Origin of the sequence: Streptomyces sp. ALI-76-A (assembly GCF_030287445.1) — a bacterium.
Taxonomy (GTDB): domain Bacteria; phylum Actinomycetota; class Actinomycetes; order Streptomycetales; family Streptomycetaceae; genus Streptomyces.
In genome coordinates this window covers 678158-693121 of the sequence record NZ_JASVWB010000002.1, presented here as the reverse complement: position 1 = coordinate 693121, position 14964 = coordinate 678158, and the positions used below count along the sequence as shown (strand labels likewise).

The window sequence follows — 14964 nt, the reverse complement described above, 5'->3', positions numbered from 1 at the left end:
GCACCCCGTCGGGGGGCGGTGACCGGCGCGCGGTGTTTTGAGGGGCGGGGCGTCGGGAACGGCGCAACGTCGCAGGGGCGGGCGCGGGGAACGACGCGACGTCGCAGGGGCGGGCGCGGGGAACGACGCGACGTCGTAGGGGCGGGCGCGGGGAACGACGCGACGTCGTAGGGGCGGGCGCGGGGAACGACGCGACGTCGTAGGGGCGGGCGCGGGGAACGGCGCAACGTCGTAGGGGCGCAGGGAACCGCGCGACCAGCCCCACCGGCCCCGCAGCCGATCACCGCCCTCCCCGCGGAGCGCTCACGAGAGGACCCAGGCGACATCCCTCAGCAGAGCGTGCCGCCACCCCGCCCGGTCATGACCGGAGGCCGACCGCGACACCCGCACCACCGCACCGGCCCGCTCGGCCAGCGCCTCGACCGCCGCACAGTGGGGCAGCATCCGCGTCTCGTGTTCCCCCACGTCGAAGGCGACCCGCAGCCCGGACAGATCGGGCCCACGGGCCCGCAGGCGCGCGGCGACGGAGCCGCCGGCCGGGCCGTCCAGGAGATCCACCCGGTCCAGGGCGTCGGGCGTCCACCAGAACGACGGCGACTGGCAGGCGACGCGCGACACCAGCTCCGGGAACTCCAGCGCCGCGTACATCGCGCTCAGCCCGCCGAGGCTCTGCCCGGCGACCACCAGACGGTCCGGGTCGGCGGATACGCCGCTCTCCGCCACCAGCGGCAGCAGTTCGTCCCGGATCGCCTCCCACAGCTCGGGCCGGCACCCGAACTCGGCCTGCCGGTCCTTGGCCGGGAGGAAGACGAGCGTGACCGGGGGCATCTCGCCCGCGGCGACCGCCGAGTCGAACGCGGTCATGGCGGGGTGCAGGTACAGCCAGTCGTCCCCGTCGAGCAGCAGGACCAGGGGGCCGCCGCCGCCCGCCGGGTGGACGCGTACGGTGCGCCGTCCGCCGAGCCGTTCGCTGGTCCAGCGGATCCGGGTGTGGGGGAGGGGCAGTACGACGTCGCCGCCGGTGCCGACGACGGGCCAGTGCGGCTGGGCCGGGGCATCCGGGGTCGCGGCGATGGACCGGTCACCGCCCGCACCGACCGGGTTGAACGGGTCTGCGTACGCCGCCCCGTCCGCGACGAACTGGTAGGTCACCCGCAGGCGTTGAGGCATGCGCACGTCGGCGTACCAGCAGTCCGTGTCGCCCCAGCGGCGCAGGGGGACCGGTTCCGACCAGCTTTCGAACACGATGGTCGCCGGCGCACCGCGCCACAGGAACAGCGTCGTCCAGCCGCCGTCCGCGGGGATCGACGCGGGAGTTCCCGCCGCCGCCCAGAACTCGTCGGTGCCGGGGGTGCCGGGCAGCCCGAACTCGATGAACACGTTCTCCCTGTCGGCCGTGAGGCCGGAGACGGGATCGGTCATGACCGGCTGGGTCTCCTTGTGAGGGGGCAACGGAGCGGCTAAGGTCCAATTAGGCGAGCCTAACCTAATGTTCCCTTCCGTCCCAGACCCGACGCGACTGCCACCGCACCCCGTCGGACCCGAGGAGGCACCGAACATGAGCACCAACCCTTTCGACGACCCCGAGGGCCGTTTCCTGGTCCTGGTGAACGACGAGGGCCAGCACTCGCTCTGGCCCTCCTTCGCCGACGTGCCCGGGGGATGGACGGTCGTCCTCGGGGAGAACACCCGGCAGGCGTGCCTGGACCACATCGAGGCCAACTGGACCGATCTGCGGCCCCGTTCCCTCGCGGCGTCCATGGACGCCTGACTCCCGCAGCGGGCCCTTCCGCCGCCCCCGACACGGGTACGCCGCCGGCGGCGCCCGTCGCACGGCGGCACCCCACCTCCGCCGGCCCGTCCGCCGTACCGGCCGGCCTCCCGCAGGGACACCGCTGATGCTCTGTACACGACTGACCAACGCGCGCTTCCTCACGATGGATCCGGACCATCCCGTCGCCCACGACCTGGGCGTCTGGCGGGGCCGGATCGCCGGCCTGGACGAGGCCGTGACCTCGCTGCCCGCCCGCGAGGTGGTCGACCTGCAGGGCGCCACCGTGCTGCCCGGGTTCATCGACAGCCATGTGCACCTGGCCTGGACCGGATTGAAGGCGGCCACCCCGAGCATCGCCGGACGCGTCCGTGCCGAGGACGTGCTCGCGGGCGTGGCGGAGGCGGTCGCCGCCCGTCCCCCCGGCTCCTGGGTGAGCATCGCCGGCTACGACCAACGGGCCCTGGGGCGGCATCTGACCGCCGCCGAACTGGACACCGTCAGCGCCGGGCGCAAGGTCTTCATGCTGCACGACTCCGGGCACGGCTGCCTGGTCAACACCGCCGTCCTGGACCTGCTCCCCGCCGGCGTCCCGCACGAGGACGGCTTCCTCGCCGAGCAGGCCATGGGCCCCGCACGGGCGCTGCGGCTCCCGTACTCCCAGGACGAACTCGCCGACGCCATCGCGCGGGCCGCGCGGACCTGCCTGTCGGAGGGGGTGACCGCCTGCGCCGAGGCGGGCATCGGCGGGGCCCTGTTCGGGCACAGCCCGGTCGAACTGGGCGCCTACCAACTCGTCCGGGAGCAGGGCCGGTTGCCCGTGCGGGTGCAGCTGATGGTCGCTGCCGAGACCTTGCGCCCGGTCGCCGCGCACGCCGCCGACGGCATCCCCCGCGCCCTCGACCTCGGCCTGCGCACCGGCTTCGGCGACGACCGGCTCTCCGTGGGCGCCCTGAAGATCTACACCGACGGCGGCATGATGGCCCGTACCGCCGCACTGAGCAGTCCCTACACGGGACGTGACCACGCCGGGCAGTTGCAGGACGACCCGGAGACGCTCGCCGGCGTCATCGTGGACGGCCACCTCGCCGGGTGGCAGCTCGCCGTCCACGCCATCGGCGACCGCGCCGCCGACGTCGCGCTGGACGCCATCGAGCGGGCCCAGAAGATCCGGCCGCGCCCCGAAGCACGGCACCGCGTCGAGCACGCCGGCCTGATCCGCCCCGACCAGCTGGCCCGTTTCGCCCGCCTGGGGGTCAGCGCGGTCGTCCAGCCCAGCTTCCTGCGCGACTTCGGCGACGACTACGCGTCGGTCATGGGCGAGGAACGGGCCCCGTGGCTGTACCGGGGCAGAGCCTTCCTGGACCACGGCATCCCGCTGGTGGGCAGCTCCGACCGGCCCGTCACGATCGGAGCACCGCTGCGCGCCATCCAGTTCATGGTCGAACGGCTCTCGTCGTCGGGCAGGCCGATCGGCCCCGCCGAAGCCGTCACCGTCGACGAGGCCCTGACCGCCTACACCATCGCCGGGGCCTTCGCCTGCCACTGGGAGGACAGCGTGGGCAGCCTCACCCCGGGCAAACGCGCGGACCTGGTGGTGCTGGGCGACGACCCGCGACGGGCCGCTCCCTCGCGGATCGGTGACATCGAGGTGGTCGCGGCCTACGTCGACGGCCGCGTGCCCGACAGGCCGACGCCGTGAACAGGCGGGAGGACGCCGTGCGCGCGGACACCGTCGAGGAGTACGCCCACCTGTGGCGACACGACGAGCACCAGCTCCGGTGGGTCATCTGGAACACCACGGCGGGCCCCGAGGTCTTCGACCGGGAGACCGACTGTCCCGTCCCCGTCGACGACGAGGAGATCCTGCGCGAGGTGTTGCGGCGGATGCGGGCGGCAGGCGTACCGGAGAGCGACGAGTACCCGGGCCGGCCCTGCGGGTAGGCCGCCCGTCGACGCACCCGGGGAGGGTCGGCACCGCGTCCAGCAGCGCCGGGATCTCTCAGCCGGCCCTGGAACCGGCCGTTGTCATGGACGGCCCCAGATCCCACCGGTGTCCGCTCCCACGGAGTTCGGCATGGCCGGCGGGCCGCGCGTGCCTCGACCGGCTGTCGCGCGCGCTCACCGTCGCGGGGACGGGGCTGCCGGACACGGACTGCCGCCGATGGCGTGAGTACCCGCGGCACCTGCGCACGTAGAGGAGGGAGCCGACGCCAAGTGGTGGCGCCCGAATGCGGGGAACCCTTGATCCGTGAATACGATGAGGCCGTGACCCGCCTCGGACAGCGCAGCCGACCGCACCGCACGGTGCGGTCCTGCGGGCTGCTCGTGGCCGCCCTGCTGCTGGGCCTGCTCGGCATGCACGGTCTCGGCCCGGTCCCCGCGATCCACGATCCGGCGGAACACGACCGGACGGTGGCCGCCGCGCACACGGGTGTCGCGCTGTCGACGCCGGACGAGTGCGAGCACGGCGAGGGCGGCTGCTCGGGTCACCTGGCTCACGCGGACCCGGCCTGCGCTTCCGCGTCCGTATCCGGGACCCCCGACGTCGTCCCGGTGCTGCAGCCCGACGTGGTGTCCCGCGCCGGCCCGGCGCCGGACGTGCGGACGTCCCCGGGCGGCAGCGGGCCCGACGGCGGCCGGGCCCCGCCCTCACTCTCGGAACTCCAGCTTCTGCGGATCTAGAACGGCCCGCACGCCCCCACCCGTCGCCTCGGGTGTGGAGCCGTGCTCCGGCATGCCCTTCAGCAGATCCGAGACCAGAACGCAGGAGCTCACCCTTGACCGCACAGCGCAAGCTCATCCGTCGCGTCACCCTCGCCACCGCCGCCGGCGTGGCCGCTCTCGCCCTGGCCGCGTGCGGCGGCGACAGCGACAGCGGCGGCCACGACATGGGGTCGACGAACTCCGCGTCCGCCGACCCGTCCACCTCCGCCTCGGCTTCCACCGGGGCCGAGGCGGAGGCCGGCGAGCACAACGACGCCGACGTCGACTTCGCCACGGAGATGATCCAGCACCACCGCCAGGCCGTCACGATGGCCGGACTGGCCGACAGCCGCGCCTCCTCGCAGGAGGTCGAGGACCTCGCCACGAAGATCAAGGGCGCGCAGGACCCGGAGATCAGGACCATGTCCGGGTGGCTCACCGCGTGGGGCGAGGAGGTCCCCGAGGACATGGCCGACATGGGCCACGACATGTCGTCCGCCATGCCCGGCATGATGAGCGGCGAGGACATGGACAAGCTGGAGAAGGCGTCCGGCACCGCGTTCGACGACATGTTCCTCGAAATGATGGTCCGGCACCACGAGGGTGCCGTCGAGATGGCGAAGACCGAGAAGGCGGACGGTGCCTACGGTCCCGCCAAGAAGCTCGCGGACGACGTCATCACGGCCCAGACCGCCGAGATCGCACAGATGAACAGGATGCTCGGCGACAGCTGACGCGGACGCCCTCCCGGGACGGTACGGCCGGCCGTGCACCACACGGCCGGCCGCACCCTCGGCAGCGGAGCCCGGGTGCTCGGTCCGCGCCGACCACGGCCAGGCCGTCATCCGGGGCGGTGGTGACCGCCGCGGCTCGTCCCGCGCGGGGACTCAGGACAACGGCCGTGCACTGGTCACCCTCGGCACTCGTCGGGCGGCGGGCGGCTCGTGCGGACGGCGGCGCGGCTCCCGTCCAAGCTCAGCGGTTGACCGGCGCCACCAGGCCGGACTCGTAGGCGAGAACCACGAGCCGGGCGCGGTCGCGGGCGCGGAGTTCGGCCATGGCGGGGTTGACGTGCAGCCGAGCACTGCCAGGGGCCACGATGCCCGTGCGCAGCGGCGCCCTCTCCGGGTGAGGTTCGTCCGCGATCCCCCGGGAACTGGGAAGGAGGCGAAGGAGGGCGGCGGAGATGACTGACCACGAGGATGTGGCGGAGGCGCGTGAGGCCGACGCGGAGGCGCGTGAGACCGACGAGGGCGGGGTGGAGACGGAACTGCTCGACGGACTGCGCGTCAACGAGCAGCGCCCGGAGCGGCCGATCCTGCTCAACGCCGACGGCAGTCCCGTCGAGACGTGGCGGGAGAACTACCCCTACGACCGCAAGCTGCGCAGGGGCGAGTACGAGAAGTCCAAGCGGATCCTCCAGATCGAGCTGCTGAAGGTGCAGCGCTGGGTGAAGGAGACCGGGCAGCGGCTGGTCGTGCTCTGCGAGGGCCGGGACGCGGCCGGCAAGGGCGGCACCATCCAGAGGTTCACCGAGCGGCTGAACCCCCGAGGTGCCCGCGTGGTGGCCCTGGAGAAGCCGACCGAGCGGGAGGCCGGTCAGTGGTACTTCCAGCGGTACGTGTCTCACCTGCCGGCGCGCGGGGAGATCGTCTTCTTCGACCGCTCCTGGTACAACCGCGCGGGTGTCGAGCGCGTGATGAACTTCTGCACGGACGCCGAGTACCGGCACTTCCTGGAGCAGGCGCCGCTGTTCGAGCGGCTGCTCACCGACGACGGCATCCTGCTGATCAAGTTCTGGTTCTCCGTCTCCCAGGCGGAACAGCGCACCCGTTTCGCCATCCGTCAGGTCGACCCCGTACGCCGCTGGAAACTCTCGCCGACCGACCTCGCCTCCCTCGACCTCTGGGACGACTACACCACCGCGAAAGTCGACATGTTCCGTGCCACGGACACCGAGCACGCTCCGTGGACCGTGGTGAAGAGCAACGACAAGCGGCGGGGCCGGCTGGAGGCCATGCGGAGTCTGCTCGACCGCTGTGACTATCCGACCAAGGACCACGCGGTCGTCGGGAAGCCCGATCCGCTGATCGTCGGCGCAGCCGACACCCTTCTGGAGCCCGGCGAAGAACAGTCGGACCTCTCACCGACGCCGCTCGCCGGTCACGGCAACGGCCCCGGCCTGCACCCGGAGCGCGAGGACTGACCGGTGCGCCGCCCCCGGTCCTCGCCCGGCAGCGCCCGACACCGGATCCGCGTCGGCAGCCGCCGACATCCGAACGCCCGGCGACCGCGGCGGCCGGGTGCCGGCCGTGTTCAGCTCGTGGCGCGGTCCGCCGCCTCCCGAGTGATGTCCGCGTAGAGGCGGAAGAGGGCCGGCCGGGCTTCGCCGCCGTCTCGTTCGCGCAGGGCCGCCCAGCACCGGGCGACGAGCTCCCGGGCCTCGGTGCCGGGCCAGGGCCGCGGCAGGAGCTGAGGCGGCAGCAGCGGGTCGGGCTCCATGGCGCGGGTGAGCTCGGCGGCCAGCTCGACCGCGATGGTCAGGAGCGCGGAGGAGGAGAGCTCACCGGGGCCGGTGAGCCGGTCGAGGCGGGGCCGGGCGACGCGGACGAGGCGGTGGTAGCGGTCGGCGATCTCCGGCAACGGCCACAGGAGGCCGGCGAGTTCGGCGGGCTCGTGGGTGTCGCCCCGGCGCAGGTCGGTCGTGGTGAGGAGGGTGAGCCCGGCATGGGCGCCGAGGCGCCGGGCCGCGTCCTCGACGTACGGTTCCCAGGTGTTGGCGCAGACGTAGAGTCCGCCCTGGAGCGGGGCCCCGCCGAGGTGGACGAGCGTTTCGCGCAGCGAGTCCCGCGCCGTGCGCGCCGATTCGGGCACCGCGAAGGCAGCCAGGTGCCAGACCCCGTCCCAGGGCGCGAGCCCGGCGTCCTGCCGGAAAGCGTGCCGCAGGAAGTCCGCGTTGGGCGCGAGGGCCCGCGTGGTGTCCGCGGTCGCGCGCAGCTCCGCCTTGCGACCCCGGCCCTCGTGGGTGAACCGGCCTTCGGCCACGAGGCGTTTGACGCACAGCCGCACCTGCTGGTCGCTCATGCCCAGGGTGGTGGCGACGGAGTACAGCTCGTCCGCGGCGACGCCGCCGTCCTCGCGGATCAGCGCGTGGACGAGCATCCGGGTGGGGATCTCGACGGGGTCGGTCATGGTGTGCTCCGTCCTCTCGGCCCGCTCGCGTCGACCGGCCGGCGCATGGTGGTCACCGCGCCGAAACCGAGCAGCCCGCGCAGCCAGGGCGTGGACTCGGTGCGTACGGCGGTGAAGCCGCGCCGCTCGTACAGGGCCCTGGCGCGCGGGTTGGTGTCGATCACATCAAGTCTGATCTCCCGGCAGTCCCGCTCCGCCGCGACGGCGGCCACTTCCTCGATGAGCAGGCTCCCGAGGCCGCGCCCGCGCACGCCCCGGTCCACGGCGATGCCGTCCATGACCAACTGCCCCGGGGCCGGGTGGCGTTCGAACAGGGCGAGGAGCAGGAGCCGGGGCAGACCTCGCAGGTGTCCGTACGCGCGCAGCACGGCGGAGGCCGATCCCCCGGTGAGAGCCCGGCCGCCGAGCTGGTAACCCGCGAGGCCCACGAGCCGCCCGTCGAGGAGCGCGCACACCGCCCGGTCGGCGTTCAGGTGGGCGGCGAGGAACGGCACCGCCTTGTCCGGCGGGTTCAGGGCGGGACCGAGTTTGCGGCCGAACGCCTCCCAGTACAGCTCGGCCGCCCGCCGCTCGGCTCCGGCCGGAACACCCCGCCGGACCGTCACGGCCCCGGTGCCGGAGCCCGTCTCGTCCAGTTCCATGCCGTTCCCCCTCTGGTCGCCGCCTCTCCTCAAAACTATCATCTCCAGGACGGTCGTTCTGCAAGTGATAGTTTCTGGGTCGTCGGCGCCATCCACGACATCCGCGCCACCCGCGAACTCCGACCCGAACAGAGGCGGTCAGCTCTCATGCGTCCAGAGATCCGGCTGCGACGGCGTGGCCTCCGCATCGCCGTGTGGTCCGTCGTCCCGCTCCTCGTCGTGGCCGTGGGTCTCGTCGGGGTGGTGCTGTGGCAGCACTCCTACGACATGGACCAGCGGCGGGTCTCGATCCGCCACGGCGGCCACACCCTCAACGGCGTACTGACGACCCCCAAGGACGGCCGCGAACGCCACGGCCTGGTCGTGTACGTCCACGGCGACGGCCCCGTCGACGCCACCCACGACGACGGTTACCGGCCCATGTGGGAGGCGAACGCCAAGGCCGGATACGCCTCCCTGTCCTGGGACAAGCCCGGTGTCGCGGGCGCCCCCGGCAACTGGCTCGACCAGTCCATGGACGACCGGGCCGAGGAGACGGCCGCCGCCATCGCCTGGGCGCGCGCCCGCCCGGACATCGACGGCGACCGGATCGGGCTCTGGGGCGCCAGCCAGGCCGGCTGGGTCCTGCCGAAGGTCGCCGCCAGGACACCGGTGAGCTTCGTCATCGCCGTCTCGCCCGCGATCAACTGGCTCCGGCAGGGCCGCTACCACCTCCTCGCCCGGCTGTCCGCCGACGGCGCGTCGGCAGCCCGCGCCGACAGCGAGATCGCCGAGAGCGACGCCACCCGTCGGCTGCTGTCACGGCACGCGACCTTCGAGGAGTACGTCGCGGCGAGGGGCGGTGACGCGGACGGCATGACCGCCGATCGCTGGGGCTTCATCTCGCGGAACCACACCGCGGACGCCACGCACGACCTCCGCGCGCTGCGCGGCGTACCGGTGCTGCTGACCCTCGCCGGCCACGACCTCAACGTGGACACCGCCGACACGGAGCGCGTCTACCGCGAGGTGCTGGACGCGGACGGCGCACTGACGGTCGAGCGCTACCCGGACGCGAGCCACTCCCTGCTCAGGCGGTCCGTCGAGCGGTCGGACAGCAAGCTCACGCTCACCGTGCTCTTCGCCCCTCGCTCGCTCTTCGCGCACGGATACCTGGACGGACAACGGCGATTCCTCACCGAGCACGGGCAAGGCGGCCAAGCCGCTCGATGACAGGTCCGCAGGTTCGCGGAGGGGGAGGACCACGGCGCCGGGCGGGACGGCCGCCAGGGCGGTGTCCCGTCCCGCTGAGCGGCGTGGTGGCCAGGCCGGTTCAGCCGAGACTCGCGAAGGCGTCGGAGACGGCACCGGGGCGTCCTGGCCTGAGGAGCTTCTCGAAGACGGTCAGGACCAGTTCGTCGGTCTCGTCGAGGACGCCATGGTCGGTGCGGGTGACATGGCCGTTGTGGGGGCGGGAGCCGTGTTTGCGGAAGGACGCGATACGGGTGCCGTCCCGCAGAGCCTCGGCCCGCTTTCCCCCGGTGTGCAGGAAGGAGTAGCGCCGGCCATGAACGAGGGCCCGGCCGGTCTTCTCCCGGCGGCGTCCGCTCGCCGCGCCGTCGCTGACGAAGGCCTGATCGTCGTGGGATCGCAGGGAGAGGGGAGCGGGTTCACGGGCGGGGGCGGGCAAGGAGGGCCCGTTCGTCTCGAAGGCGCGGCTCTTGTCCGCGTTCATCCGCTCGGCGAACCGGCCCGTGAAGGACTGGACAGGCTCCGTGGCGACGGACGCCCGAACCTGGCCGGCGGCGTCGATCACATCGACGCGGGTGCGCGCCTCGTCGGCCTCGACGCGCCAGCCGCTGCGGGTGGGCCGACGCCAGAGGGGGATGTCCGTCATGGTCACAGCGTGTCAGACGGCCGCCCCGCGCGTATCAGCGGGCTCGCCTCGAACCGCTCACGAACCCGCGGGGCGGGGCAGCGCCCGGACCGTGGCCGGCGGCTGCCCCGCGGGCGCCCGTCACGCAGCCGCTCCGGCACATCCGCGGCCGACTCCGCCCGGGCCTCCCCGTTCGGTCGCGGCATCGGCGACGACGTCCCCGTAGGTGGAACGCCGGGGGCCGTCAGAGATCGACGCACACCGGCCTGCGGAGCGACACCGTCCGCGGACCCGTCAGGTCATCGGGGGGCCAGCACACAGAACTCCTGGCCGTCGGGGTCGGCCATGACCACCCGACTGGCCTCGCCCTGGCCGATGTCGAGACGCGTCGCCCCGAGGGAGACGAGCCGCTCCACCTCCGCTCGCTGGTCACCGTCGGCAGGGGGAGCGAGGTCGAAGTGCAGCCGGCTCCTCCCGTTCTTCGGGCTCACCGGCGGACCGCCCCACGTTATCTTCGGACCGCCGTGCGGCGATCGGATCGCCGTCTCCTGGTCCTGGTCCCAGACCAGCGGCCAGCCCAGCGCTCGGCTCCAGAAGTACCCGACCTCCTGCGAACCGTCGCACGCGAGCGCCCCGATGAATCCGCAGTCGGCGAGGAACTTGTTGTCCGGCTCGATGACGCAGAACTCGTTCCCCTCCGGGTCCGCGAGCACGACATGCCCCTCCTCCGGGAGTTGACCGATGTCGATGTGTCGGGCGCCGAGACGGAGCGCCCGCGCGACAACCTCCCGCTGGTCGTCGAGGGACGTGCTCGTCAGATCGAAGTGCGTCTGGTTCGGGCCTGTCTTTCGCTCCTCGGTCTGGAGGAATCTGATCCGGAACCCGGTGTCGTCACCGGGCAGGAGCGCGATGCCGTCGGAGGAGCCGTCGGTCAGCTCCCAGCCCAGGAAGCCGCTCCAGAAGCGCGCGAGTCCGAGCGGGTCGTGCGCGTCGAAGGAGAGCGCGTGGAGGTGGGACGTCATGTGCCGGTGTCTCCGATCCGCTGACGCGCCGGCCCACCCGCCGCTCGGGCAGGCCGGTCCGCCGGCAAGAGGGCTGTCATCCAGGTAAGGGGTGGAGCCTGCGCACAGGGCGCCGTCGGGTCAACTGATCAACGGCCGCGCACACGTGCGGACCCCACCATGCGCTCCGGATCCGTGACGTCACAGGCTTGCGAGGAGTTCGTCGAGCGGGGCGGGCGTCTGCTCGGGGCCGAGGGCCTCGACGAGGAGACGGCCGTAACGGATCTTGCGGCCCTTCTTGGTGCCGAGGAAGCGCCGCAACTGGCGGTGCCGGGGCCGCCCGTGCTGTGCGGGCTGGTGCAGGAAGGTCTGCCAGGGGCGCAGGTCGCCCTCGGCCTCGACGATCTCCTCCACCCGCGCGGTGCCCAGCGCGCGGATGAGTTCGTCCTCCAGGTCGGTCACGCACACGAAGATGTCCCGGCGCGACGCCCGTGCCCGGGTCAGGCCGCGGTCGTAGAAGCGCTGTTCGCCCTCGTCGCACAGTCCCGCCAGGCGCAGGCCGAGGCCCGGCGGCCCCAGAAGGCCGGCGTAACGGCCGACGCTCATCGCCCCGCCCATCGGCATCACGCACACCCCCTCGGCGGCCAGGTCCCGGCCGCGCTGCGCGGCCAGCGCCTCCACGGCGGCGAAGTCGCTCGGCCCTTCGAGCAGGACCGCCGTGCGCACCCCCAGTCGCACGGCCAGCTCACTCGCCGGTCCGCCGGGACCACCGGCCGCCCAGCCGCTCACCTCGTCCCGGAACGCCCGCATGTCCGCCATGCGACGAGTCTGCACCTCGGCCGACGACTGGGCATGGCATTATTCGCCGGCCTCGCTCGTCAGGACCCGTGCCCTGCCCAGCTGTTCACCCGGGCAGCCCCTGCTCTGCTCCGGACACCGGTCCGCCGTCCGAGCGGATCAGCCGGTCAGGGGCTGCCACCGGTCTTCCCCCGCGGGGTCGATGCCGCTGAGCCGCTCCAGCGTCCCACCGACCCAAGAGGCACTCATCGCGGACGGAAGCTGACCGCAAGGCCTTCTACGGTCGTGTCATGACTCAGACGCAGAAGTTCCTCGTCACCGGCGCCACCGGAACCGTCGGCCGTCAGGTCGTCGCCGAACTGCTCGCCCGCGGCCACGCGGTCCGCGCCCTCACCCGGGATGCGTCGACGGCCGCCCTCCCGGACGGAGTCGAGGCCGTCCAGGGTGACCTCACCGCACCCGACGGCCTGATCCCGGCCCTTGAGGGCGTCACCGGCGTCCATCTGATCACCTTCGGCGGCCCGTACTTCGCCCCGCTGGAGACCGGCCCGAGGATCCTGGAACTGGCCCGCGCGGCCGGCGTACGCCGGGTCACCGTGCTGCACGGCGGCGGGCCGTCACCGCTGGAGGACGCCGTCCGTGCCGACGACGGTGTGGACTGGACCGTGCTCATGCCGGTCGAGTTCATGGGCAACGCGCTGGAGTGGGCGGACGGGATCGTGGCCTCGGACGAAGTGCGCGAGCCGTTCGTCTCCCGGCTGAGCGCCATGGTCCACGAGGGGGACATCGGCGCCGTCGCCGCGGTCGCGCTCACCGAGGAGGGCCATGGGGGCCAGGAGTACGTGATCACCGGCCCCGAGCTGCTGACCGTCGGCGACAAGGTGGCGACGATCGCCGCCGCCCGGGGCCGGGAGATCACCCTGGTCGAGCTGACCGAGGAGGAGGCCGTCACACGGTGGCGGGCGGCGGGCCATCCGGAGGACGTGATCGGCTTCCTGCTGGAGGCGTACGGCAACACCCCGGAAGTGGGCCGCACGGTCCTCGACACCGTCGAGAAGGTCACCGGCCACCCGGCCCGCACCTTCGCCCAGTGGGCCGCGCGGCACGTGGACGCCTTCACGTCGACGGGCCCCGCGGCCACGGCGTAGCCCGGGACCCGGGGCCGGGACGGACGCGGCAGCGTCGGCCTCCGTGCGGAAGGACCCCCGCTGCGCCATCGGCCAGGCCGACGGCGCGTCCTGGCCGCGGCGGGACAGCCGATGACCGCGGCGGCCGGTCAGGCGTCGATGATGACGGGGATGATGAGCGGCCTGCGGCGGTGGGTCCGGAACGCCCAGTTCGCCACGGCGCGGGCGATGAGCTGCTCCAGCTGGTGCGCGTCCCCCACGCCTTCCTGAGCCGCGGTGGCCAGGGTCTTCTCGATGACGGGGATGACCGGCTCGAAGGTCGCGTCGTCGTGGACGAATCCGCGAGCCAGGAAGTCGGGGGTCTCGGCCAGGGCTCCGGTGTCCGCGTCGACGATCGCCACCACCGTGACGACGCCTTCCTCGGCGAGGGTGAGGCGGTCCTTGAGGGACGCCTCGGTGGCGCCGCCGACCTCCATGCCGTCCACGTACACGTTGCCCGCGGGCACCTTGCCGGTGATGGTCGCCCGACCGTTCACGAGGTCGACGACGACGCCGTCCTCGGCGATGACCACCCGCTCGGGATCGACGCCGGTACGGATGGCCAGGTCGCCGTTGGCCCGGAGGTGGCGCCACTCGCCGTGGACGGGCATGACGTTGCGGGGCTTGACGATGTTGTAGCAGTAGACCAGCTCACCGGCGCTGGCGTGCCCGGAGACGTGCACCTTGGCGTTGCCCTTGTGGACGACGTTGGCGCCCCATCGGGTCAGCCCGTTGATCACCCGGTAGATGGCGTTCTCGTTGCCGGGGATGAGGGAGCTGGCGAGCAGGACGGTGTCGCCCTTGCCGACGCGGATCACGTGGTCGCGGTTGGCCATCCGGGACAGCGCCGCCATCGGCTCGCCCTGGGACCCGGTGCACACCAGGGTGATCTTGTGATCGGGGAGCTTCTCCAGCTCCTTGGTGCTGACGACCAGGCCGCTCGGCACCTTCAGGTATCCGAGGTCGCGGGCGATGCCCATGTTGCGGACCATGGAGCGGCCCACGAAGGCGACCTTGCGGCCGTGCTGGTGCGCGGCGTCCAGGACCTGCTGGATACGGTGCACATGGCTGGCGAAACTGGACACGATCACCCGGCGAGGGGCGGTACGCATCACCTGTTCGATCGCCGGGTTCAGCTCACGCTCGGACGTGGTGAAGCCGGGGACCTCGGCGTTGGTCGAGTCGGTGAGGAAGAGGTCGACGCCTTCCTCGCCGAGGCGGGCGAAGGCCCGCAGGTCGGTGATGCGGTCGTCCAGCGGGAACTGGTCCATCTTGAAGTCGCCGGTGTGCAGCACCATTCCGGCGGCGGTACGGATCGCGACCGCGAGACCGTCCGGGATGGAGTGGTTGACCGCGACGAACTCGCAGTCGAAGGGCCCGAACTTGCGCCGGTCGCCCTCGCGTACCCGCACCGTGCGCGGCCTGATGCCGTGCTCCTTGAGCTTGGCCTCCAGGAACGCCAGGGTCAGCTTCGAACCGACGACGGGGATGTCGGAGCGCTCGCGCAGCAGGTACGGCACGCCCCCGATGTGGTCCTCGTGCCCGTGGGTGAGCACCACGGCGACGATGTCGTCGAGGCGGTCCCGGATCGAGGTGAAGTCGGGCAGGATCACATCGACGCCGGGCTGGTTCTCCTCGGGGAACAGCACGCCGCAGTCGACGATGAGCAGCTTGCCGGCGTGCTCGAAGACTGTCATGTTGCGGCCGATCTCACCGAGGCCGCCCAGCGCGACGACCCGCAGCCCTCCCTTGGGAAGAGGCGGGGCGGCGGTCAGCTCGGGGTGTGGATGACTCATACCTTGACGCTACCGGAGAGGTTCACCAGTGATCCATT

15 protein-coding genes and 1 pseudogene are annotated in these 14964 nt (G+C 72.6%); 8 read left to right on the top strand and 8 right to left on the bottom strand.

Annotated elements, in window-relative coordinates:
• Nucleotides 1–303 precede the first annotated feature (303 nt).
• A complete protein-coding gene (locus QQS16_RS03855) occupies nucleotides 304–1422 on the bottom strand; it encodes an alpha/beta hydrolase-fold protein (protein WP_286060192.1) in 1119 nt (372 codons plus the stop codon).
• A 136-nt stretch (nucleotides 1423–1558) separates the two neighbouring features.
• On the opposite strand from QQS16_RS03855, the gene QQS16_RS03850 reads away from it, so the two are divergent.
• The 5 genes from QQS16_RS03850 (at nucleotide 1559) to QQS16_RS03830 (ending at nucleotide 5211) form a co-directional block, all read left to right on the top strand.
• Complete coding sequence (locus QQS16_RS03850; RefSeq protein ID WP_286060191.1) at nucleotides 1559–1771, top strand: MbtH family protein; 213 nt, start codon at nucleotides 1559–1561, stop codon at nucleotides 1769–1771.
• 127 nt (nucleotides 1772–1898) lie between these two features.
• Nucleotides 1899–3473 carry an amidohydrolase gene (locus tag QQS16_RS03845; RefSeq protein WP_286060190.1) on the top strand — a complete coding sequence of 525 codons (1575 nt, stop codon included), beginning with the start codon at nucleotides 1899–1901 and terminating at the stop codon, nucleotides 3471–3473.
• Nucleotides 3470–3715 (top strand): hypothetical protein, encoded by a 246-nt coding sequence (locus tag QQS16_RS03840; protein ID WP_286060189.1) that lies wholly within the window; start codon nucleotides 3470–3472, stop codon nucleotides 3713–3715. The genes QQS16_RS03845 and QQS16_RS03840 overlap by 4 nt, the downstream gene beginning before the upstream one ends.
• A 324-nt stretch (nucleotides 3716–4039) precedes the next feature.
• On the top strand, nucleotides 4040–4456 hold the full coding sequence (locus QQS16_RS03835; RefSeq protein WP_286060188.1) for a DUF6153 family protein: 417 nt from the start codon (nucleotides 4040–4042) through the stop codon (nucleotides 4454–4456).
• Between the two features lie 95 nt (nucleotides 4457–4551).
• A complete protein-coding gene (locus QQS16_RS03830) occupies nucleotides 4552–5211 on the top strand; it encodes a DUF305 domain-containing protein (protein WP_286060187.1) in 660 nt (219 codons plus the stop codon).
• Between the two features lie 241 nt (nucleotides 5212–5452).
• Here the strand turns inward: QQS16_RS03830 and QQS16_RS03825 are convergent.
• A pseudogene (locus QQS16_RS03825) lies at nucleotides 5453–5560 on the bottom strand (DNA-binding response regulator); the annotation flags it as partial.
• A gap of 103 nt (nucleotides 5561–5663) precedes the next feature.
• Between QQS16_RS03825 and ppk2 the strand changes: the two are divergent.
• Nucleotides 5664–6683 carry a polyphosphate kinase 2 gene (gene ppk2, locus QQS16_RS03820; protein WP_286060186.1) on the top strand — a complete coding sequence of 340 codons (1020 nt, stop codon included), beginning with the start codon at nucleotides 5664–5666 and terminating at the stop codon, nucleotides 6681–6683.
• Nucleotides 6684–6793: 110 nt separating this feature from the next.
• Here ppk2 and QQS16_RS03815 read toward each other — a convergent pair whose 3' ends face one another.
• The gene (locus tag QQS16_RS03815) at nucleotides 6794–7669 is read right to left on the bottom strand and encodes a PaaX family transcriptional regulator C-terminal domain-containing protein (protein WP_286060185.1); all 876 of its coding nucleotides are present in this window, start codon (nucleotides 7667–7669) and stop codon (nucleotides 6794–6796) included.
• Nucleotides 7666–8310 carry a GNAT family N-acetyltransferase gene (locus tag QQS16_RS03810; protein WP_286060184.1) on the bottom strand — a complete coding sequence of 215 codons (645 nt, stop codon included), beginning with the start codon at nucleotides 8308–8310 and terminating at the stop codon, nucleotides 7666–7668. The genes QQS16_RS03815 and QQS16_RS03810 overlap by 4 nt, the downstream gene beginning before the upstream one ends.
• A 147-nt stretch (nucleotides 8311–8457) precedes the next feature.
• Between QQS16_RS03810 and QQS16_RS03805 the strand changes: the two genes are divergently transcribed.
• Complete coding sequence (locus QQS16_RS03805; RefSeq protein ID WP_286060183.1) at nucleotides 8458–9522, top strand: alpha/beta hydrolase family protein; 1065 nt, start codon at nucleotides 8458–8460, stop codon at nucleotides 9520–9522.
• Between the two features lie 100 nt (nucleotides 9523–9622).
• Here the strand turns inward: QQS16_RS03805 and QQS16_RS03800 are convergent, their stop codons facing one another.
• From QQS16_RS03800 to QQS16_RS03790, 3 genes are all read right to left on the bottom strand, one after another.
• Entirely contained in the window at nucleotides 9623–10186 is a 564-nt protein-coding gene (locus QQS16_RS03800; protein WP_286060182.1) for a hypothetical protein, read from the bottom strand.
• A gap of 278 nt (nucleotides 10187–10464) precedes the next feature.
• Nucleotides 10465–11187: a VOC family protein gene (locus QQS16_RS03795; RefSeq protein WP_286060181.1), complete on the bottom strand. Its 723-nt coding sequence runs from the start codon at nucleotides 11185–11187 to the stop codon at nucleotides 10465–10467.
• 180 nt (nucleotides 11188–11367) lie between these two features.
• The gene (locus QQS16_RS03790; protein ID WP_286060180.1) at nucleotides 11368–11985 is read right to left on the bottom strand and encodes a TOPRIM nucleotidyl transferase/hydrolase domain-containing protein; all 618 of its coding nucleotides are present in this window, start codon (nucleotides 11983–11985) and stop codon (nucleotides 11368–11370) included.
• A gap of 269 nt (nucleotides 11986–12254) precedes the next feature.
• Here QQS16_RS03790 and QQS16_RS03785 point away from each other — a divergent pair, with 269 nt between their 5' ends.
• Nucleotides 12255–13112 (top strand): NAD(P)H-binding protein, encoded by an 858-nt coding sequence (locus QQS16_RS03785; RefSeq protein ID WP_286060179.1) that lies wholly within the window; start codon nucleotides 12255–12257, stop codon nucleotides 13110–13112.
• Nucleotides 13113–13240: 128 nt separating this feature from the next.
• Here QQS16_RS03785 and QQS16_RS03780 read toward each other — a convergent pair whose 3' ends face one another.
• A complete protein-coding gene (locus QQS16_RS03780; protein ID WP_286060178.1) occupies nucleotides 13241–14926 on the bottom strand; it encodes a ribonuclease J in 1686 nt (561 codons plus the stop codon).
• Nucleotides 14927–14964: the final 38 nt, after the last annotated feature.

What these genes read in the sequence shown, in the direction of transcription:
- QQS16_RS03845 (WP_286060190.1), top strand. Translation starts at nt 1,899, where the DNA reads ATGCTCTGTACACGACTGACCAACGCGCGCTTCCTCACGATGGATCCG.
- QQS16_RS03790 (WP_286060180.1), bottom strand. Translation starts at nt 11,985, where the DNA reads ATGGCGGACATGCGGGCGTTCCGGGACGAGGTGAGCGGCTGGGCGGCC.
- QQS16_RS03855 (WP_286060192.1), bottom strand. Translation starts at nt 1,422, where the DNA reads ATGACCGATCCCGTCTCCGGCCTCACGGCCGACAGGGAGAACGTGTTC.
- QQS16_RS03800 (WP_286060182.1), bottom strand. Translation starts at nt 10,186, where the DNA reads ATGACGGACATCCCCCTCTGGCGTCGGCCCACCCGCAGCGGCTGGCGC.
- QQS16_RS03780 (WP_286060178.1), bottom strand. Translation starts at nt 14,926, where the DNA reads ATGAGTCATCCACACCCCGAGCTGACCGCCGCCCCGCCTCTTCCCAAG.
- QQS16_RS03815 (WP_286060185.1), bottom strand. Translation starts at nt 7,669, where the DNA reads ATGACCGACCCCGTCGAGATCCCCACCCGGATGCTCGTCCACGCGCTG.
- QQS16_RS03810 (WP_286060184.1), bottom strand. Translation starts at nt 8,310, where the DNA reads ATGGAACTGGACGAGACGGGCTCCGGCACCGGGGCCGTGACGGTCCGG.
- QQS16_RS03795 (WP_286060181.1), bottom strand. Translation starts at nt 11,187, where the DNA reads ATGACGTCCCACCTCCACGCGCTCTCCTTCGACGCGCACGACCCGCTC.
- ppk2 (WP_286060186.1), top strand. Translation starts at nt 5,664, where the DNA reads ATGACTGACCACGAGGATGTGGCGGAGGCGCGTGAGGCCGACGCGGAG.
- QQS16_RS03805 (WP_286060183.1), top strand. Translation starts at nt 8,458, where the DNA reads ATGCGTCCAGAGATCCGGCTGCGACGGCGTGGCCTCCGCATCGCCGTG.
- QQS16_RS03850 (WP_286060191.1), top strand. Translation starts at nt 1,559, where the DNA reads ATGAGCACCAACCCTTTCGACGACCCCGAGGGCCGTTTCCTGGTCCTG.
- QQS16_RS03785 (WP_286060179.1), top strand. Translation starts at nt 12,255, where the DNA reads ATGACTCAGACGCAGAAGTTCCTCGTCACCGGCGCCACCGGAACCGTC.